26 protein-coding genes are annotated in these 16352 nt (G+C 65.1%); 11 read left to right on the top strand and 15 right to left on the bottom strand.

Annotation, left to right across the window (positions count from 1 at the left end; all coding sequences use genetic code 11):
* The 3 genes from CJZ98_RS00005 to CJZ98_RS00015 form a co-directional block, all read left to right on the top strand.
* The coding region (locus CJZ98_RS00005) for a WCX domain-containing protein (RefSeq protein WP_198537390.1) at positions 1–241 on the top strand (241 nt) is incomplete at its 5' end.
* 193 nt (positions 242–434) lie between these two features.
* Positions 435–707: a type II toxin-antitoxin system TacA family antitoxin gene (locus CJZ98_RS00010; RefSeq protein ID WP_094587470.1), complete on the top strand. Its 273-nt coding sequence runs from the start codon at positions 435–437 to the stop codon at positions 705–707.
* On the top strand, positions 700–1185 hold the full coding sequence (locus tag CJZ98_RS00015) for a GNAT family N-acetyltransferase (protein WP_094587471.1): 486 nt from the start codon (positions 700–702) through the stop codon (positions 1183–1185). The genes CJZ98_RS00010 and CJZ98_RS00015 overlap by 8 nt, the downstream gene beginning before the upstream one ends.
* Before the next feature lie 41 nt (positions 1186–1226).
* On the opposite strand, the gene CJZ98_RS00020 is transcribed toward CJZ98_RS00015, so the two are convergent.
* From CJZ98_RS00020 to CJZ98_RS00030, 3 genes are all read right to left on the bottom strand, one after another.
* Positions 1227–1667: a hypothetical protein gene (locus CJZ98_RS00020; RefSeq protein ID WP_094587472.1), complete on the bottom strand. Its 441-nt coding sequence runs from the start codon at positions 1665–1667 to the stop codon at positions 1227–1229.
* The gene (locus tag CJZ98_RS00025) at positions 1664–2359 is read right to left on the bottom strand and encodes a hypothetical protein (protein WP_094587473.1); all 696 of its coding nucleotides are present in this window, start codon (positions 2357–2359) and stop codon (positions 1664–1666) included. The genes CJZ98_RS00020 and CJZ98_RS00025 overlap by 4 nt, the downstream gene beginning before the upstream one ends.
* Positions 2360–2483: 124 nt before the next feature.
* Positions 2484–2678, bottom strand: a complete 195-nt coding sequence (locus tag CJZ98_RS00030) for a hypothetical protein (RefSeq protein ID WP_094587474.1) — start codon at positions 2676–2678, stop codon at positions 2484–2486.
* Positions 2679–2881: 203 nt separating this feature from the next.
* Between CJZ98_RS00030 and CJZ98_RS00035 the strand changes: the two genes are divergently transcribed.
* Both CJZ98_RS00035 and CJZ98_RS00040 read left to right on the top strand, forming a co-directional pair.
* The gene (locus CJZ98_RS00035; protein WP_232756052.1) at positions 2882–3448 is read left to right on the top strand and encodes a hypothetical protein; all 567 of its coding nucleotides are present in this window, start codon (positions 2882–2884) and stop codon (positions 3446–3448) included.
* On the top strand, positions 3432–3932 hold the full coding sequence (locus CJZ98_RS00040) for a hypothetical protein (RefSeq protein ID WP_094587475.1): 501 nt from the start codon (positions 3432–3434) through the stop codon (positions 3930–3932). Before CJZ98_RS00035 ends, CJZ98_RS00040 begins: the two co-directional genes overlap by 17 nt.
* 40 nt (positions 3933–3972) lie before the next feature.
* Here CJZ98_RS00040 and CJZ98_RS00045 read toward each other — a convergent pair whose 3' ends face one another.
* Entirely contained in the window at positions 3973–4728 is a 756-nt protein-coding gene (locus CJZ98_RS00045) for a PAS domain-containing protein (protein WP_094587476.1), read from the bottom strand.
* A gap of 76 nt (positions 4729–4804) precedes the next feature.
* Here CJZ98_RS00045 and CJZ98_RS00050 point away from each other — a divergent pair, with 76 nt between their 5' ends.
* The 4 genes from CJZ98_RS00050 to CJZ98_RS18660 are packed head-to-tail and all read left to right on the top strand — an operon-like array spanning position 4805 to position 7680.
* Entirely contained in the window at positions 4805–5560 is a 756-nt protein-coding gene (locus CJZ98_RS00050) for a Coq4 family protein (RefSeq protein ID WP_094587477.1), read from the top strand.
* Positions 5561–5564: 4 nt separating this feature from the next.
* Positions 5565–6761 carry an MFS transporter gene (locus CJZ98_RS00055; protein ID WP_094587478.1) on the top strand — a complete coding sequence of 399 codons (1197 nt, stop codon included), beginning with the start codon at positions 5565–5567 and terminating at the stop codon, positions 6759–6761.
* Between the two features lie 60 nt (positions 6762–6821).
* Positions 6822–7508, top strand: coding sequence for a peroxiredoxin-like family protein (locus tag CJZ98_RS00060; protein ID WP_094587479.1), 687 nt, complete (start codon positions 6822–6824; stop codon positions 7506–7508).
* A 4-nt stretch (positions 7509–7512) separates the two neighbouring features.
* Positions 7513–7680 (top strand): hypothetical protein, encoded by a 168-nt coding sequence (locus tag CJZ98_RS18660; protein ID WP_198537392.1) that lies wholly within the window; start codon positions 7513–7515, stop codon positions 7678–7680.
* 22 nt (positions 7681–7702) lie between these two features.
* Here the strand turns inward: CJZ98_RS18660 and CJZ98_RS00065 are convergent, their stop codons facing one another.
* The 6 genes from CJZ98_RS00065 to CJZ98_RS19440 all read right to left on the bottom strand — a co-directional run bounded on the left by CJZ98_RS00065 (position 7703) and on the right by CJZ98_RS19440 (position 11657).
* Complete coding sequence (locus CJZ98_RS00065) at positions 7703–8107, bottom strand: VOC family protein (protein ID WP_232756053.1); 405 nt, start codon at positions 8105–8107, stop codon at positions 7703–7705.
* Between the two features lie 42 nt (positions 8108–8149).
* Positions 8150–8488, bottom strand: coding sequence for a tRNA-binding protein (locus tag CJZ98_RS00070; protein WP_094587481.1), 339 nt, complete (start codon positions 8486–8488; stop codon positions 8150–8152).
* Between the two features lie 89 nt (positions 8489–8577).
* Positions 8578–8943 (bottom strand): cupin domain-containing protein, encoded by a 366-nt coding sequence (locus CJZ98_RS00075; RefSeq protein WP_094587482.1) that lies wholly within the window; start codon positions 8941–8943, stop codon positions 8578–8580.
* Between the two features lie 120 nt (positions 8944–9063).
* Positions 9064–10488 carry a DUF1254 domain-containing protein gene (locus tag CJZ98_RS00080; RefSeq protein WP_198537393.1) on the bottom strand — a complete coding sequence of 475 codons (1425 nt, stop codon included), beginning with the start codon at positions 10486–10488 and terminating at the stop codon, positions 9064–9066.
* Positions 10489–10749: 261 nt separating this feature from the next.
* Positions 10750–11208, bottom strand: coding sequence for a hypothetical protein (locus CJZ98_RS00085; protein WP_094587484.1), 459 nt, complete (start codon positions 11206–11208; stop codon positions 10750–10752).
* The gene (locus tag CJZ98_RS19440) at positions 11208–11657 is read right to left on the bottom strand and encodes a hypothetical protein (protein ID WP_315855773.1); all 450 of its coding nucleotides are present in this window, start codon (positions 11655–11657) and stop codon (positions 11208–11210) included. The genes CJZ98_RS00085 and CJZ98_RS19440 overlap by 1 nt, the downstream gene beginning before the upstream one ends.
* Before the next feature lie 484 nt (positions 11658–12141).
* Here CJZ98_RS19440 and CJZ98_RS19280 point away from each other — a divergent pair, with 484 nt between their 5' ends.
* Entirely contained in the window at positions 12142–12273 is a 132-nt protein-coding gene (locus tag CJZ98_RS19280; protein ID WP_255090562.1) for a hypothetical protein, read from the top strand.
* 6 nt (positions 12274–12279) lie between these two features.
* Here the strand turns inward: CJZ98_RS19280 and CJZ98_RS00095 are convergent, their stop codons facing one another.
* Positions 12280–12942 (bottom strand): alpha/beta fold hydrolase, encoded by a 663-nt coding sequence (locus tag CJZ98_RS00095; RefSeq protein WP_094587486.1) that lies wholly within the window; start codon positions 12940–12942, stop codon positions 12280–12282.
* Positions 12932–13603 carry an HD domain-containing protein gene (locus CJZ98_RS00100; protein WP_094587487.1) on the bottom strand — a complete coding sequence of 224 codons (672 nt, stop codon included), beginning with the start codon at positions 13601–13603 and terminating at the stop codon, positions 12932–12934. The genes CJZ98_RS00095 and CJZ98_RS00100 overlap by 11 nt, the downstream gene beginning before the upstream one ends.
* 211 nt (positions 13604–13814) lie before the next feature.
* On the opposite strand from CJZ98_RS00100, the gene CJZ98_RS00105 reads away from it, so the two are divergent.
* Complete coding sequence (locus CJZ98_RS00105) at positions 13815–14066, top strand: hypothetical protein (RefSeq protein ID WP_094587488.1); 252 nt, start codon at positions 13815–13817, stop codon at positions 14064–14066.
* 21 nt (positions 14067–14087) lie between these two features.
* Here the strand turns inward: CJZ98_RS00105 and CJZ98_RS00110 are convergent, their stop codons facing one another.
* The 3 genes from CJZ98_RS00110 to CJZ98_RS00120 are packed head-to-tail and all read right to left on the bottom strand — an operon-like array spanning position 14088 to position 16197.
* A complete protein-coding gene (locus CJZ98_RS00110; RefSeq protein ID WP_232756055.1) occupies positions 14088–14435 on the bottom strand; it encodes a hypothetical protein in 348 nt (115 codons plus the stop codon).
* Between the two features lie 38 nt (positions 14436–14473).
* The gene (locus tag CJZ98_RS00115; RefSeq protein WP_232756056.1) at positions 14474–15244 is read right to left on the bottom strand and encodes a fatty acid desaturase; all 771 of its coding nucleotides are present in this window, start codon (positions 15242–15244) and stop codon (positions 14474–14476) included.
* Positions 15241–16197, bottom strand: coding sequence for an orange carotenoid-binding protein (locus CJZ98_RS00120; protein WP_453891960.1), 957 nt, complete (start codon positions 16195–16197; stop codon positions 15241–15243). Before CJZ98_RS00120 ends, CJZ98_RS00115 begins: the two co-directional genes overlap by 4 nt.
* Between the last annotated feature and the right edge of the window lie 155 nt (positions 16198–16352).

Consider the following 16352-nt stretch of genomic DNA (forward strand, 5'->3'; position numbering starts at 1 on the left):
CGGCGAGCACTGGTGGCATCACGCCAACGCCCCGCACGTGCTGGAGCCGGGCTCCGCCGCCGACACCCATCCCTACCCGGTGGAACTCGATCTGCCCCCCTGGACCGTGGAGCGCGACATCGACCTGCGCAACTGGCTGTTCGGCTTTGGCGCCGGCATCCGCATCGAGAACCCGGCGGCCCTGCGGGAGGAGCACCGGCAGAAGCTGGAGGCTGCTCTGGGGGTGTATCAGGGGGTCTGAGGGGGACGCATTACAACGTCCCCCGCCATCCCCAACGCGGCCCACGCCAAGGCTGACCCCAACATCAAGCGGTCCTGGAGGAAGGCGGCGCCATCACCGCGTGCGGCTCCTGCCGACCGACGACCGCCTCGACGCGACTTCCTCCCGGGTACGGGCTTTTGCCGTAGCATTGACTAACTGAGCGGGGCGGGCAGTGGCTGTCGACGAGCGGCTGGATCTCAAGCTCAGCGCTGCAGACAAGCAGCTGCTCGCGCAGGCTGCCGCCATCGAAGGGCTGAGCATGGCGGCGTTCGTGCGGCTGGCGGCCAAGCAGCGCGCCGCAGAAGCCATCCAGCGCGAGCAGCAGATCAGCCTGTCGCAGCGCGACTTCACGGCGTTTCATGCCGCCATCGCCCAACCCTTCACGGCCAATCCCGCGCTGCAGGAGGCGATGGAGCAGGCCCGCACACGCGTGAGCCGTGTTTGAAGAGCAGCTGCTCGACCCCTCACGGCACAACCGCAAGGCGTTCCGCTGCGGTGTTCCTGCCCTCGATCGCTTCCTGCAACAGCAGGCCCACCAAAACATGCGCCGCGGCGTGAGTCAGACCTTTGTGCTGGTGCCAGCGGATGCGCCAGCAGAGATCGCCGGCTTCTACACCCTGGCGCCAGCGGAAGTCAGGCTGGCCGATCTGCAGCCCGCCGACGCCAGGCCACTGCCTCCCTATCCCGTGCCTTGCTTTCGGATGGGGCGCCTGGCCCGCGATCAACGCTGGCAGGGTCAGGGCCTCGGCCCCCTGCTGCTGGGCCTGGCCGTGCAGCGCTGCCTTGAGGCCAAACGATCCGTTGGGGGCTATGCGCTGCTCGTTGACGCCAAAGGGGCAGAGGTCAAGGCCTTCTACGAGCGCCATGGCTTCCGCTCTTTTCAGGACACACCGCTCAGCCTCTATCTGCCACTGGGTCGCTGACGGCACTGGTCGGGGTGTAGGTAGCCAAAGCGGCCAAACCGTCAGTTGAGCGAACGGGCCCGGCGCTGCTTGCGGGAGGTCTGCTCGATCGCCTTCAGCGCCTCGGCCTCCTGCTGCAGCTCACCGGAGAGGGCCTCCAGCTCATCGGCGGCCTGACGCAGCTGGCCGCTGAGCTTCAGGCCCTGATCAATCGAGGCGCCGTAGGCCGCAGCCGCCTGGTCGATCTCGGCGAACAGCTCCTTGTACTCCTCGGGTGGGTTGCTGTCCCAGTCGGGATAGGCCGCTGCAGCCTGCTGCAGCACCTCCAGGGCAGAGCGCCAGCTGGCCTTGAGCCGGAAATCGAGATGGCGCAGATCCACGTGCGTTCGCTTCAGCTCCTGGGTGCTGGAGACCTGGGCCAGGGCGAGGACCTGCCGCTTCAGGTCGGCCAGCGTTGGTTCCTGTTGCCGCTTGGATCGGGCCTGGCGCGCCATGCTGCTCACTCCGCGAGGCCCAGGCCCAGCTGCTCGCCGCCGCGCAGCTGTTGCAGCTCCTGTCGCAGCGCCTGGCTGGTCTGCCGTTCGATCCTGAGGGCCTCACGCAGTTCATCGCGCTCGCGCCGGTAGCGGTTGGTGTGGGCGACGCGCCCACCGAGGCTCTGGTTGTTCCTGGCCAGTTGCTTGCGGCGCTCCACTTCGGCGTCAAGGGCGCGCTGCAGAGCTTCCAGCTCCTTCTGGACTTGCAGCTCCGCCTTGGATTGCTGCTGCTCGGAGCGGAGTGCCGCGTTCTCGGCTTCCAGGGCCTGGATGCGTCTGCCCAGGCGATCGACCTCCACCTGCTTGCCCCGGAGGGCTTCCTTCAGCTTCTGGAGGAGCGCACCAAGCCGTGAGCGTGCTTGCTTCTGGGCGAGGGCATTCTCTTCGCAGAGGCGGGCGAATTCCCGCAGCAGGCCGGTGCGCCGCTGCAGCGCCTTGGCGGTGCACTGATACTTGATGATCGTGATGACACGGGAGCGCTCGAGTTCATCGAGCTCCTGAACCAGTGGCAGCTGCCTGAGTTGGTCGTAATTGGTGCACTCATGCCGCAACTCCTGGGTGGTGACGTGCTCCTGGGCACCAATCCGCTTCAGGTTCCTGAGCTGAACCCGGTCATACCAGTAGTCGAACAGAGCTTTCTGGTCTGCACCCCCGTTCATCCAGGTGGCCTCCAGTCCATGTTCGCCGGCTTACCAATCTTAAGTAGCCCCAGGGCGCCCTCCCAACCAGGCCACCAGGGCCCGGGCTCCGTGGATGCCCGGTCCTGCCGGATAACATCGGGTTTCACTGGCCGGCTCGGCGCTCCAACCGCAGGATCCGCTGGGCGTGGAGATCGGTCTCGGCGCTCCAGCCAGGGTCCGCCTGATCCGGAGCTGGCGTGGTGTTCTTCGGCGTCTCGACCGGGCGACGAGGCCGATCGAGCGTGGCCACGATCAGCAGGGCTAGCACCAGCTCAGCCATCAGCAGGGGGTCGACCATCGGAGCAACCGCAGTGCGGTGTGGGTAACGCTGCCCGCAGCCTGGGCCGAGTAGATGGATGGTGTTCCAGATCTCCTGCGAAAGACCAGCAGAGCCTCCGGTGCTGTCGCGAAGGCTATGCGTTGATTGCATACCCCCGGATGGCTCTGACAGGCCCAGCCAGGCCTGTCTGCAGGCAGGATTGACCCAGACGAACGAACGGCGTGGTCTATCTGCCGCCCACAACCGACTTTCCCCCGGATCCCAAGCCGCTGGATCGGGACACCCTGGAGAGCACTTACCTCGAACTGCGCAACTGCTACAAGAGCTTGATGCGCAGCCGCGGGCAGCACCGCAGTCTCGCCGCCAAGGCCAAGGGAGAAACGGCTCAGCTCAGGCAGAGCCTCCTCGACCTTGCCGCCAGAGAGGCCTCCGTACGCAAGGACGTCTACGAAATGCTGGAGATCGTCACAGCCCTGGCCGGCGACATTGAGGACGCTGGCGATGACCTGGTGAATGAATTCGGCCGCTACAAACTGGGCCGCAGGTCCTATCAGGGTGGTTCGTTCATCGGTGGCCTGATTCAGGCCGTGATCCGCTTCATCAACCGCTGGACCCAGACCAAGGAGCGGGTTGTGGAACTGGATCGCAAGCGCCAGGAGTTCCTGGAAAAGAGCCAGGAGTCTCCACCCCTCACCATGGGAGGCAATGGCCACCCGAATCCGGCTCCACAGGACAGGGTGGACGACGACGTCAATCCAGCGGAGGCCGAGCATGGGCCAGATCGCTGACACGCTGCGGGCAACCTTGCGGGATCTGGCCCAGTCCGACGGTCGGCTCTATCGCGGTCTGCAGCAGGAGCTGGCTGACCCCACACCCGTCCGCAGTGGGCCTGGAGAGCTGCTGGAGGGTGCTGAACTGGCCAGCCGGGAGGATCTGGAGGGGCTCTCGATCAAGGCGCTCTGGGAGTTGTGCAAGGCCAGGGGGATCAAGGGTCTGAGCAGTGGCCCAAAACCCCGGCAAGTGAATGCTTTGCTCACCCACCCCGATGGCCCACCCCTGCGTCGGTCACTGCCGGGCAAGCCCCTCAAGGGCAAGGCCGCTGCAGGCAGTCTGACGGCCCCTGCCCGAGGCCAGCAGGCCGATCTTGAGGCCTTGGAGCGTCGACTCAGTCGCCTCGAGCAGCTGGTGGTGCTCATCGCCCAGCAGGTGGGAGTTGCTCAGCCGGCGATCGATCAGCTGGTGCCGCCTATTGCTGAGCCGCCCATCAGCTGAGCCCCGGGCGGCAGGGGTGAACCGTCTGCGCTGGATGGCGTCAGGACGATCGTCCCGGCCTGCGGCAATCCCGCTGCACCGATACCCAGTAGGTGTACCAACCATCGCTGTCCTCCAAGGGGGCGATGTCGATCTCCACCCAGAAGCTGGAGCCGTCCTTGCGGTAGTTCAGCAGCTTCTGCCGGGCCGGCTGCCAGTGCCGCATGGCCTCGCGGAGGGTTCGCAGGGCCGCGGGATCGGTGTCGGGCCCCTGGAAGATCCTCGGGCTCCGCCCCAGCACCTCTCCCAGTCGATAGCCGGTTTGGCGCAGGGCGGCCGGGTTGGCGTAGATGATCACCGGACCCGGGGCCGCCATCGGCTCGGCGGTCGTCACGATCACGGCATCGCGCACATGCTGCAGGATGCGCTGGTGCATCAACAGCTGCTGGTGGAAGGTGCCATTGGCATCGCAGCGATCCGCCAGCAGCACGATCCCGATGCCGCAATCGGATCGGAACAGGTTGACCGTCCGCAGCCGATCCCCGATGCCCACCCGCGTCACCACCGGGCCTGAGCGGCCAGCCACGAGCGCGTGTTCCTCCAGCACTTCCGCCAGCTCCGGCCAGATCTCATCGAGCCGATCGCCGCAGCGGCAGCCTGGCTCACGGCCCATGAGCTGACGAGCCCTCAGGTCGAAGTAGGTGATCACCCCATCGCCATTGGCGAGGATCAGGCCATCACCGGGCAGCAGCAGGAAGTCCGCGCTGTGATCCCAGGTGCAGCGTGGGGCGACAGTGGCTGTGTCTGCAGGTGCCATCCCTGCCCTGGGTCCTGTCCATTGCTAGCTGCTGACTGGCCGGGACGCAGCTGTTCCACCCCAATCCTTCCTGACCATGGCCCTGCCGCTGCAGCCCCATCTGTTCGCCGAGGCCCAGCGCTCGGACCCCTCCACCAGCGAGCCGGCCACGCCCTTTGCGGAGGCCCAGCGGCCCCATCTGGAGGCCGCCCTGCCGGCCCTGCTGCAGCTGATCGAGAAGCCCGACCGGGTTCCCAGCGCCCTGGCGATCCTCAACACCAGCTACGCCAGCCCCCTGGCGGCGCTGGCCCGTGATCGGCTCCGCCAGGACCCCGCCATCGCCGCCCTGGCCAGCGAGCGCTACTGGGGGCCCTGGCCGGGGGTCGAGGCCCTGGCCGCCATGCCGACAGGCAGCCTGGGCCAGGCCTTCGCGGGCCTGTTGCGGCAGGAGGGTCTGCAGCTGATCGACCGGCCGGAGGGGCTGGAGTCCCTCGGCGACGATGACCAGTATCTGCAGCTGCGGGCCCGCGCCTGCCACGACATCTGGCACCTGATCACCGGGTTTCCCAACACCCTGCCCGGCGAGGTGGCCCTCAATGGCTTCGGGGCGCGCCAACTGCGCCAGCCGGGACCCGTGCTGCTGTTGGCCGCTGATCTGATGGCCCGCTCCCATGCCGCCGACACCGTGCCGGATCTCGCCGATGCGGTGTCCTTCGGGCTCCGGCTCGGTGGGGTCTGCGCGCCGCTGCTGGCGCAGCGCTGGGAGGAGGGCTGGACCCGTCCCCTGGCCGACTGGCGGCAGCAGCTGGGCATCGCCGAGGAACTCCGCCTGAGCCCCTTTGTCGAGTCCTGAACCCATGGCCCAGCCGCAGTCCGGCGCCGAACCCCAGGCGGCTCTGCCCTCCCTCGGCCTGATGGCCCTGGTGGTGGGGCTGAGCGTGGCCAATCCCTTCTATGCCCAGGCCCTGCTGCCGGCGGTGGAGCGTGCCTTTGCGGTGCCGCCAGGCACTGTGCTGCTCGGTCCGATGGCCACCCAGCTGGGGATGGCGCTCGGCTTCCTGTTCCTGCTGCCCCTCGGCGACATCCGGGAACGCCGGCGGCTGCTCATCCTGCTGGCCCTCGGCATGGCCCTGGCCTGCCTGGCGGTGGTTCTGGCACCGTCGTTCCCTGTGGTGCTGGGCAGCTGGTTCCTGCTCGGGGTCGTGGCCCTGATCCCCTCCCTGCTGCCCCCGTTCCTCACGGCCTTCGTCCCACCAGCCCAGCACGGCCGCATGTTGGGGATCGTGTTGAGCGGCCAGTTCAGCGGCATCCTGCTCTCGCGAAGTGTGAGCGGTGTGGCGGCCCAGCTGTGGGGCTGGCGCTCGATCTATGGCCTCTCGGCCCTGGCGATGGTGGCGGTCGCCCTGTTGTTTCACAGCCGACTACCGACCCTGGCTCCCGTCGAGACGCGGTCGTACTGGCGGTTGCTGGCCTCCCAGGTGCAGCTCTGGCGTCAGCACCCACGGCTGCGCCGCTCCTGCCTCACCCAGGCCCTGCTCTTCGGCAGCTTCATGGCCCTCTGGAGTGCGGTGGCCCTGCACCTGGCCGCACCGCCCTGGCGCTTCGGGCCGGCCCTGATCGGCAGCTTCGGACTGGTGGGCCTGGCCAGCATCCTCGCCGCTCCTGCCATCGGCCGCCTGGTGGATCGCCTCGGTCCCGATCGGATCGTGGCGGCCGGTGTGGCCTGCGCGGGCCTGGGGGTGCTGGTGCTCGGCCTGCGGCCCACCTCCCTGGTGGGCCTGGCCCTGGGCTTGATGGCCGTGGATCTGGGGGTGCAGGGCAGCTTCGTGGCCAATCAGGCCCGCATCTATGCCCTCGACCCTGCCGCCCGCAGCCGCATGAGCGGCCAGCTGTTTCTCACGGCCTACCTGGGGGCAGCCCTCTGCTCCGCCGTGATCGCGATGCACTGGAGCAGCTGGCAGTGGCCCGGCACCTGCGGCTTTGCCCTGGTGTTGGCCGCGATCGCGCTCGTGCTGGAGCGCACCACCTGGTGGCCGCCCACCCGCAGGGGCTGAACGGTGACGAGCCTCGGCGGCCAGCACCTCAGTACGGTTTGAGCCCCCCTGGCTGCAGCCATGAAGGCCCCTGACCCGCTGCTGCAACGCCTGGCCCAGCTGCCCGCCATGGGACCCGGCCACCGGCGGCTGGTGCTGCTGCTCTCCCAGCTGGGGGACTTCGACAGCCTCGAGTACGCCCAGGCCCTGGTGCCGCTGCTCCCACGCCTCCAGAGCGCCGGCATCGAGGTCGTCGCCATCGGCATCGGCGCCGAGGCGGGCCGCCAGCGCTTCTGCGCGTTCACGGGTTTTCCCGCCGAGCGGCTGCAGGTGGATGCCACCCCGGAGCTGCACCGGGCCCTGGGCCTCTACCCAGGACTGAGCACCCCCGCTGGCGCCTGGCCTGCGTTGCTGTTGATGTGTGCGGGCATCGGCTCGCCCGGCACCCTCGCCGAAGTGCTGCGCGGCTACACCGGCGATCGCCGTGCTCCCCAGCGCCTGGCCTCGCCCCTGTTTGCCCTGGCCGGTGGCGAGGGCTTCCAGCGACCCTTTGAACTGGCCACGGTGCGGCTGCGCAACATGGTGGAGGTGCTGGGCAACTGGCGCACCTATGTGCCCCGCGACCACTTCATCACCCAGCGCGGCGGCACCTACCTGCTCGAGAGCGACGACACCCTGCTCTACAGCTACCGCGACCGTGGCATTCTCGGCTTTTCCGAGACGATGGCGCAGCCGTTGCGCTTTCTCGATCCCTACCTGGAGGCCTAGCGCCATGGATCGCCGTCATGTGGGCCTGCTGCTGGCGGCCCTGGCCTGCATCGCGGGCCTCGGGCTCTGGATCGGGGAGATCGATCTGGGCATGGAGGAGTCGATCACCGCCCCTCCGGCTCCCACTGCCCCGACCAAGCCCCCGACCAAGCCCCCGACCACCAAGCCATAGCCGCCCAGAGCCATCCGGCTTGCTACGCAGGTTGGTAATCAGTCCCTGGCCAGATGGCATTGATTTCGTCTGCTTGTTGCTGAGCCGTGAACCGTTCCCACGTCACGCCGTTGACATCAGTGTCGCTGCAGAACGCCTGCGCAGCTGGGTCTTCCCAGCCCAGATGACGCAGCTCGCCTGGCTTGCATGAAGGGTCCTGGCGCACTGAGAGGTTCAGCGTTTCAGTGCGCCAGAGTGCGTATTCTGCTTCGACGATCACACAGGGCTTGGCTCCGAGCCGCTTGCTGTAATCCGTAACTGTGTCTTCAAGCTTTGCTGTAGAGATGGCGATGTGTAGTTTGTTCATGGCTTGTCCATGGATTGTCTGGCGCTGGGCTTCGCGGGCGGCCTTGCGAAGGGTGGGTGGTTCGCCCGTCGCGGCGAGCAAGGTTGACAGCTGAGGGGATGGTGTCTGAGCTGCCCGTGCTGATTACAGCAGCTTGGTGCCGAGTGGAACCTCATGCTGGGGGATGCATAGGGACACCTGATTGCTGGCGTTGTGGAAGCCAGTGACAAGGCACTCGGACAGAACGGGACCAATCTGTTTGGCAGGCAGGTTGATCACCGCCACAACCAATTGGCCCAAGAGATCCATCGGTTGGTAGAGATCGGTGATCTGTGCGCTCGATCTGCGTACGCCAATCTCTGGGCCGAAGTCGACCTGCAGCTTGAAAGCTGGCTTGTGAGCTTCAGGGAAAGCTTCGGCGCTGATGATGCGACCCACGCGCAGCTCTACTTTGGCGAAATCGGCCCAGCTGATCTGCTCCATCTTTCCCTTTGGCTGCTTAACATTTAAGGCATGGTCCTGCGTGGCTTTTCGCGCAGTGGACTGAGGCATCATCGGTGGGGCGGCATTGGCTAGCCAGCACGGTTGGGAAAGGATAGTTCCAGTACGACGCAGCCACTATCAGTTCTGAACGGTCCGTGAAGTTCCCCCGGAGGCCGACTGGCATAGTGGCCCGCCTCCAGCCAGAGATCAAACGCTTCGTCATAGAGACGACCGCTGACGATGAAGACTTCTTCGGGATAGGGATGGGTTTTGCCCCCGAAGCTGGCCGTATCCGCGCCAGGTAGAAAGCGGGTCAATTTCGTGTAGGCGCCAGATTCTTCATCTATGCTCAGAGTCAGCTCCTCGGCCATGGTCTCCAGTCCCTGGACCGGTGCCCACTGCTCCTGGGCCTGTGGACTGAACACGTTCCAGTAGGTGGCAGTGGTCTTGGCCATGAATGACACTGGCGGGTTTGGAGAACGTACCGATCGGCCTGCTAAGGCGTGCGATGGCCAGGCCGCGGCAAGAATCGGCACCTTTCCTTATCTGTATGGAAGGCTGTTACGCAGGCTGCATCATTGTTGCTGCAATTCGATTGGACCTGGACGCCAGGTTTTATTGAACCAGGGCTCCAAGGGGCCATAGAGGCGCAGCAGCGTGAACCAGCCCTTGCCAGGAATCGTCTGGACCCAGTTCTGCTCAAATCCAACAGGGGCCTTAGGTCCAAACCAAACATCAACAGAACCGTCGGCATTGGTCTTGATGCCCTTGTTCTGGCTGCTGACACTCGGGGCTTTCTGGTCTGTCTGCAGCATGGAGCGGGTCTGGGTGTCATACACGATCACAGACCAGAAATCGGCCACCGGGATATTGGGGGGTAGGCGGAGCCTGTAGGTTTTGCTGCCATCCAAGCGATCGCCCTTGGCATCCAGCGAGGCCCATGGATACTGGGATCCCTTGCCTACAATCTTTTCTTCCATGGCCGGCGTGACGCCGGTGGCGAAGTAATAATAGAAAATGGCGCCATCAAGGTTGGCTACGCCTGGGGATGCCTGGAACTTGTAACCACCAAAAAACGGCAACCGCCACGAGCTGTTGGGATAGAAGTAGGCTTCAGGTTCGCGAATCTTCAGGGCAAGGGTGCGTGCAGTCACTGCCCCGATGTTGGCGGCGTCGGTGAGGATCTTCTTCCAGCGCTCATCGGGATTGAAGGGCTTGCCTTTTTCAATGCCGATGGAGGCGAAAAGCCCCAATGTCGTCGGGTCAGAGCCGGAGGGAGGTTCCTCCTGAATCACCTGATTGAGGAGTGCCCAGAAGGAATAGTCGCCAGGGGCCACGAAATTGGCCGGCACACCTGAGGCGTTGGCAAACTTGATCGCTGGTGGGTTGGCAGCATCCGCGAGTTGGTAGATCTTCAGATTTGCCTTAACCGACTTCACGCCTGGCTTGGTGGAACCATCCACAAGAAAGGAGCGAAAGAAGAGCCAGTTGCCATAGGTCTTGGGTTTGACAACGACGTAGCCTTGCGGGATGGTGCCCTGATAGCCGGGTGGCAGGAACAGGTACTTGCCTCCCGCGCCCTTGTCGGCCCCCGTGATGCCGATGTCGGCCACCCAGCGATACCAGAAGTCGTTGACAGCACCCAGCACCTTGGGGGGTACTTCGACCACCAGGGGCCCCTTCTTGGTGTCGAGCCAGATGAAGCTGTAAACCGTGTTGTCGTTGGCCGTGAGTTCTACTGTTCTGGGATCTACCAGGTTTTCCCAGATCACGTTGGTCGTGTTGACCGGGCCGAACTTGCGCAATGATTCACGCATGCCGGCCTGATTCACGATCGGGATCGCCAGCAGGTAGGCCTGCAGGGCACGGGAGCGATCCAGGTTGTCGTAGATCTTCTCGACAGTGTCTGGCTTCGGGAAACCATCGATGAGATTCAACGGACCGATCGATGTCTCGAGCCGGTCTGGAGTGGCTACTCCAGGCGCAATGGCCGTTGTCATCTTGAAGGGCTGGGCTGAGGCCGCACTGGCAACAGTCGCAACAAGGGCGGCAACGGCCAGGCCCGTGCGGAATTGGCTTGTCGTCCCCATCTCAACGGCTCCAGATCGGAAGTGGGTAAGACCCCTCAGCCATGGATGATACTCAACATTCCTGCCTTCGGTATCTGAATGTTAAGTAGGTAGTCTCTCGGTCTGAAGATGCCCTTCCTGCCAGGTAGAGGCTGATGGGATACAGGCCTGGATGGTCAGCTCTGTGGATGCTCAGTCCTGAGGGTGCTCACTGCAGGGCATCCAGAGAGTTCCCATGGCATGCACCCCGTCGCAGCCGAGTTCTTTGGCTTTCCTCAGTGCAGTCTCTCGGCTTGGGTAGGCAAAGAGGTTCTTGTCACTCCGCTCATGGTGGCGATGAACATGGGCGCCATTGCTCCCCAAGCGGAAGGGGCCCATGCCATCCATGCCAACCCACCACACTCCCATCACATTCACGCCAGCAATCAGGATGCCCATTCCCACCACAGAGGCATTGATCATTCCCATGGCAACGGCGCCGATGCTCAACACCCCCATCGGTACGACGCCAATGCTGACCACTCCCATGGGGACGATGCCGATCGAAATGATGCCCAGGGGGGCGATGCCGATGGCAAGGATCTTCGGCCGTCCACCGCATGCTGGTTGCGAGGACCTGGAGAGGAGATCCGATTCCGCTGGAGTCGGCATCAGTGCGCAGATGGGGTGGACTGGCTACCGGAGGCCTCGCCATGGCTGGCACAGGGCATCCATTGGTTACCCATCTTGTGGGCACCCTGGCAGTTGAACGACTTGGCGGCGGCCTCGGCCTCGGCCTTCGTCTTGAACATTGCTATTTTCGCCCCTTGCTCGCTGTGCTGAGCGGAGCCGGGTCCAGCGCAGAGCCCAACCATGAGACCGCCAACAGCTGTGAGCAGCGCTAGGGCCTGCTGGTGACGAGGTGCACGGAGTGGACGCGTTCGTTTCAGCATTGCAGAAAGGAGGGGCTGATTCAAATCGACGAAAGCCTCGTGATGGCTGTTAGGCACTGCTCCCTTGGTCCGCCCAACGTTGCCATCACTGACGCCAATCAAGCTTAGCGGAATTCCTGTTCGCGTGCATGGCGTGGTTTGGTCGATACGATGCCCTTGCTGATCCATCAAGGCGGCTGAAGCAGTCGAGCAGGTCGCCCTTCTTGTGTCTGGCTCGTTGCGGCATGGGATGAATGCTCGGGCCCCTGAATCCCTGCCGATCCTTGTTGCCAACTTCTCTATGAAAGGGCGAGAGGCACGGTTGTTCGATCGATCTTGTCATTGGATCTGCGGGGGCGCTCCATTCCCTCGGCTCCTCTCGCGTCGGACTAGCCTCGATGGGGCTCTCGACAAGCATTGATTCGTAGGTGTCCATTGTCGATCTAGGCCATACCCATGGCACGTCCTCGTCCTATTGCGCAGCTGCCATTGTTTCAGAGACGGCGTCAATCCATGGCTGTTTGCCATTCGTGATGGCCAGTGCTTGATCCCCATGCTCCTACTGCAGTGGCCTCGGTTTCCCTATTGGCCGCAGCCCACCGGCTCCTGTTCCGTAGGGATCGGCCCCGCTTGCGGCAGAAGCTGCTCAACCGGCTGCTGGATGCCGGGGTTGATGGCTTCGATGGCGCCAGGTTGTGGCAAGGCCATCGCTGAGCTGGTGCCCAGGCGGTTCGTGCGCGATCTCCTGCCGCAGCTCCAGGCACTGCGCGACGCCCTGCCGGCTGAGCTCAAGCCGCGACGTTGATCGGCTCTACAGCAGCTCGCCCAGAAACCCATGGCTGAAGACCACTGCCGCCGTCAGGTTCTGCTCTTCGCTGAGGCCGGAGCTGCGGGTGGGCTTGAAGCTGTGGTCGCCGCAGGGGATCCACTGCAGCTGCACCTGGGACGAGAGTGTGTAGCTCTCCACCTCCTGTCGCTTCCCGAAGCTGTCGCGCTCCCCCTGCACGATCAGGGTGGGGGTCTGCAGGGCGGCCAGGTGCTCGGTGCGCAGCTGCAGCGGCTTGCCGGGCGGGTGGAAGGGATAGCCCAGGCACAGGCAGCCCCGCACCCCATCCCTGGCGGCCAGCCCATCCACCAGCAGGCTGGCGACGCGCCCACCCATCGACTTGCCCCCGATCACGAGGGGCCGCTCGGGGTTGGCGGCCCGCTCGATCCGCACCTGCTCGCGAAACGTCTCCTGGAGCACCGCCATGCGATCGGGCCCGTGCTGGCGGCCTGTCTCGCGGCTGCGGGCCATGTAGGGGAATTCAAAGCGCACCACCCGCCAGCCCCGCTGGGCCAGGCCGCCGGCGATCGCCGCCATGAACGGGCTGTCCATCGGCGCCCCGGCCCCATGGGCCAGCAGCACGCTGGCCGGTGCCTCCAGCGGGCCATCGATCAGACGCGGCCCGTTGGTTGCGATCTCAGCCTTCATGGGCTTCCGGCCGCTCCAGATAGCCCGCCGCCCACACTGCTGGGGCGATGCCCCGCGGCACGATGCGCCGGTAGGCGTCGCTGGCGAGGATCTCCTGGACGGCTTCTCCCAGCAGGGCGGTGGAGCGGCTCTGGGGGATGCGGTGGCTGAGGGTCTGGTGGATCCGCAGCAAATACCAGGCGCTGCCCTCCAGGCCAGCCGTGAAGCGGGTCCAGCTGTGGGGATCCCTGCGGGCATCGAGCACCAGGTCGCGGGCGTTGTGGGCCTTGTCGGCCGCCGTCACCAGCAGGGATCCCTCGGCCTTGTGCTCCAGGCTCGCCAGATAGCGGGTCTTGCGCAGCAGCCAGGGTTCCTTCTCACCCCCCGGCTCCGTGGGGCCCTGGGTGTCGGTGCAGTCCACCACGATTCCCGCCACCTCCTCCCCGAAGCGGGCGGCGATCGAGCCATGGCTCTGGCCGGCGTCCTCGATGGCGTCGTGCAGCAGGCCGGCGATGGCCTGGTTCTCACTGCCGCCGTCCTCCCACACCAGCGCGCTCACGGCGATCAGGTGGGAGATGTAGGGCACGGCTTTGCCCTTGCGCCGCTGCCCCCGGTGCAGCTCAGCGCTCCAGCCGAGGGCGTCGCTGTAGCGCTGGCTGTGGGCGAGGTCGGGGGACGTCATCAACTCAGTTCAGGGCCGACTGGCCTGAGGCCCTTGCCAGGCGGCATTGACGCCATCCTGGGCCATCTCCAGGTGCTGCAGCAGCTGGCCCCCGGGGCGCCAAACTTAAAGAATGATCAGCCGCGCACGATCCTGATCACTTCTCTCCCATTCTGGTGACAGATGCGGTGGGGCGATGGGATCGAGGTCACCAGGGCTGGCATCACGGCTGTTGGGGGCGCCCGGTGGGCATCGCCACCGGGTCTATCGGCTCATTGATGCCTGGTGCCAGCCCCACGGCCACCTGGACACCCTCTATGGATCCCTGGAGGAGGCCCTGGGTGACGCCATCGCCTGGTGCCAGGAGCATGGGCTTGATCCGCTGCTCCGGGAGATCGGGGTGGAGGTCCGTACCGCCACGGGCGACTGGCGCACCGTGCGGCTGCCCCACCCCTTGCTCTGTCCGCTGTTGTGCCCCCTGTGAGCTCCCGCGCCTGACGGCGGGCTAGAAGCGGGACATAGCCCCGATCTTGGCCAGCTTCTCGGCATCCAGACCGGTCAATTCCTTGATCGTGAGCAGCTCGTCTTTCACCAGGCTGGCGAACACAAACAGAATGCCATCGAGGCGGAAGTCGAAGCGGCCTTCCATCGTGTGCCGCTCGATGCTGAGGTAGTCGTGCAGCTGCCACACGCTCTCCGCTGAGTTCAGTGCAGCCGTTCTGTCGCGCACGGTGGCCACCAACCGCTCCACTGCCCGGCCATAGGCGCGCTCAAAGGCCTCCTTGGCGATGGCCTGCTCAGTTTCGGTCCACCCGTCGAGCTCCGTCCATCCTTCGCGCATCGTGTCCACCATCGGTTGAGAGCTCCCAACCCGCGACCCTAGTCAGGTCATCAGGCGAGCGTGAGCGGCGCTGCCCCTTGGGCCTCACGGCTGCGCCGTCGTTCTGCCGGCAGCTGGAACCAGGCCAGGACAGGGCTGTCGTGGTGCTCCCGGTGATAGCCGAAGTGGAAACAGGCCAGCAGCGACAGCCAGGGGGGCAGGTCCAGGCTGTCGGACTTGGGGCGGTAGAACGGCGCGCGCTGGCCACGGTGCGGCAGATAGGTGCCGAACACAAACAGCTGCACCGAGCTCAACAGCAAGGGGAGGGTGCAGAACAGCAGCACATTCAGCCAGCCCGTAGCACTGAGCTGGCAGGCCACCAGGGCCAGCAGAGCCCAGCTGCCCAGCAGCCGCGCCATCTGCCACGCCGTCAGGTAGCCGCCCATGAAGTGCAGGTACCAGCCCAGGGCCCCGCTCCGGGGGTCGCCATGGAAGTCAGGATCCTTGGCCGTGGCCTGGAAGCGGTGGTGGTACTGGTGATTGCGGCGGCAATCCCGATAGGGCAGGGCGGCGTAGAGGGCCAGAACGAGAGCACCGAGGCGATCGTTCCAGCGAACCCGCTCGGGCAGCAGCACCCGGTGCATGGCGTCGTGGCCGACGATGAACAGACCGGTCTGCAGCAGGGCACGCACCGCCACGGCGATCACGATCACCAGAGCGGGAAGTCTGGCCAGGTCAACGCTGAGCAGGCTGACCAGAGTGATCAGCCAGCCCAGCAGGATCAGCGCAGCCAGGAGCAATCCCGTGCGGGTGGGATTGCTCAGTCGGCTGGTGCCACTCAACGGGCGAACTTCAGCAGCTCCGCCGGCGAAGCGAGCAGATCGATGGCCACGAAGTAGATCTTGCCCTCGGGGTTGAGCAGGAAACGCCAGGCCACGTTCATGCCGATGCCGGCACCGAACCAGGGCGTCTGCACCTTGCCGGTCACCTTGATCTGGGTGAAATCGCCCTCGGTGGGCTCGGCGTAGCCACGTTCGGGCAGCAGGCGCAGGTTCTGGCAGTCCTCCCGGAAGAAGCGCAGGATGGCTTCGCGGCCCACGATCGGCTTCTGGAAGGGTGCCTGCAGGGCGCCGTCAGGCAGAAACAGCTCGATCAGATTGTCGAAATCGTTGGCGTTCAGCAGATCCATGTAGCTGTTCACCGTGGAGTTGATCACCCCTTCGATGAACACTTTCTTGCGCTGCTCCTCCGGCGTGGGCGCAGTGATGGGCTCCATCACCCGCTGGCCTTCGCCCTTCTGGGGGTCATAGCCCATGTCCACCACGAAGTTGCGCAGCAGGGTGATCTGCTGGCCCTGATCCACCTCCTTGACGGAACTCAGCACGGCCGACGCGTTGGCGGAGAGCTGATAGCCCTCGGGAATCGGTGCCACGATCCCAGCAGCCATCCACTCACCCAGCTGATACCAGAAGCCCAGCTTGATGTTGACCGACCAGTAGGCATAGGTCCGGGCGATGGGGGTGTCGGTGCGGTTGGCGAGATCGCACATCACCTGGCTCTGATCCGCAAAGGACATGGCCTTGATCTGGTTCAGCACCGGCTCGGCGAACTGCATCCGGGCGGCACCGGGAGCGGCCACGGTGATGGTGTTGCCCATCTCCAGATAGGCGTACCAGATCAGGGCGAGCTGGTCTTCGGCACTCAGCAGGCGAAAGCGTGCCGTAATGGCGGGGACAACATCCGCCGACAGCGTTTCCGGGAAGATCTGCGCAGCCCTTTCAAGTGTGAACATCACTGTCTCCTCATTTGTCACAAACTGTAGCAGGCTGGTTCTGGATCTCGGTATGGGGTTGGTGGGCGGTTATCCCGCCACCACCTGTGTCGCTTGAAGCGGGGAGAATGTGCTTGTTAGTGATAGGAGCCGCAGGAGCCGGCAACGGCGCACGGCAT

The sequence above is a fragment of the Vulcanococcus limneticus LL genome, assembly GCF_002252705.1.
GTDB classification, from domain to species: Bacteria; Cyanobacteriota; Cyanobacteriia; order PCC-6307; family Cyanobiaceae; genus Vulcanococcus; species Vulcanococcus limneticus.

What these genes read in the sequence shown, in the direction of transcription:
- CJZ98_RS00025 (WP_094587473.1), bottom strand. Translation starts at nt 2,359, where the DNA reads ATGAACGGGGGTGCAGACCAGAAAGCTCTGTTCGACTACTGGTATGAC.
- CJZ98_RS00030 (WP_094587474.1), bottom strand. Translation starts at nt 2,678, where the DNA reads ATGGTCGACCCCCTGCTGATGGCTGAGCTGGTGCTAGCCCTGCTGATC.
- CJZ98_RS00040 (WP_094587475.1), top strand. Translation starts at nt 3,432, where the DNA reads ATGGGCCAGATCGCTGACACGCTGCGGGCAACCTTGCGGGATCTGGCC.
- CJZ98_RS00045 (WP_094587476.1), bottom strand. Translation starts at nt 4,728, where the DNA reads ATGGCACCTGCAGACACAGCCACTGTCGCCCCACGCTGCACCTGGGAT.
- CJZ98_RS00050 (WP_094587477.1), top strand. Translation starts at nt 4,805, where the DNA reads ATGGCCCTGCCGCTGCAGCCCCATCTGTTCGCCGAGGCCCAGCGCTCG.
- CJZ98_RS00055 (WP_094587478.1), top strand. Translation starts at nt 5,565, where the DNA reads ATGGCCCAGCCGCAGTCCGGCGCCGAACCCCAGGCGGCTCTGCCCTCC.
- CJZ98_RS00060 (WP_094587479.1), top strand. Translation starts at nt 6,822, where the DNA reads ATGAAGGCCCCTGACCCGCTGCTGCAACGCCTGGCCCAGCTGCCCGCC.
- CJZ98_RS18660 (WP_198537392.1), top strand. Translation starts at nt 7,513, where the DNA reads ATGGATCGCCGTCATGTGGGCCTGCTGCTGGCGGCCCTGGCCTGCATC.
- CJZ98_RS00070 (WP_094587481.1), bottom strand. Translation starts at nt 8,488, where the DNA reads ATGGAGCAGATCAGCTGGGCCGATTTCGCCAAAGTAGAGCTGCGCGTG.
- CJZ98_RS00075 (WP_094587482.1), bottom strand. Translation starts at nt 8,943, where the DNA reads ATGGCCAAGACCACTGCCACCTACTGGAACGTGTTCAGTCCACAGGCC.
- CJZ98_RS00080 (WP_198537393.1), bottom strand. Translation starts at nt 10,488, where the DNA reads ATGACAACGGCCATTGCGCCTGGAGTAGCCACTCCAGACCGGCTCGAG.
- CJZ98_RS00085 (WP_094587484.1), bottom strand. Translation starts at nt 11,208, where the DNA reads ATGCCGACTCCAGCGGAATCGGATCTCCTCTCCAGGTCCTCGCAACCA.
- CJZ98_RS19440 (WP_315855773.1), bottom strand. Translation starts at nt 11,657, where the DNA reads ATGGATCAGCAAGGGCATCGTATCGACCAAACCACGCCATGCACGCGA.
- CJZ98_RS19280 (WP_255090562.1), top strand. Translation starts at nt 12,142, where the DNA reads ATGGCTTCGATGGCGCCAGGTTGTGGCAAGGCCATCGCTGAGCTGGTG.
- CJZ98_RS00095 (WP_094587486.1), bottom strand. Translation starts at nt 12,942, where the DNA reads ATGAAGGCTGAGATCGCAACCAACGGGCCGCGTCTGATCGATGGCCCG.
- CJZ98_RS00100 (WP_094587487.1), bottom strand. Translation starts at nt 13,603, where the DNA reads ATGACGTCCCCCGACCTCGCCCACAGCCAGCGCTACAGCGACGCCCTC.
- CJZ98_RS00110 (WP_232756055.1), bottom strand. Translation starts at nt 14,435, where the DNA reads ATGGTGGACACGATGCGCGAAGGATGGACGGAGCTCGACGGGTGGACC.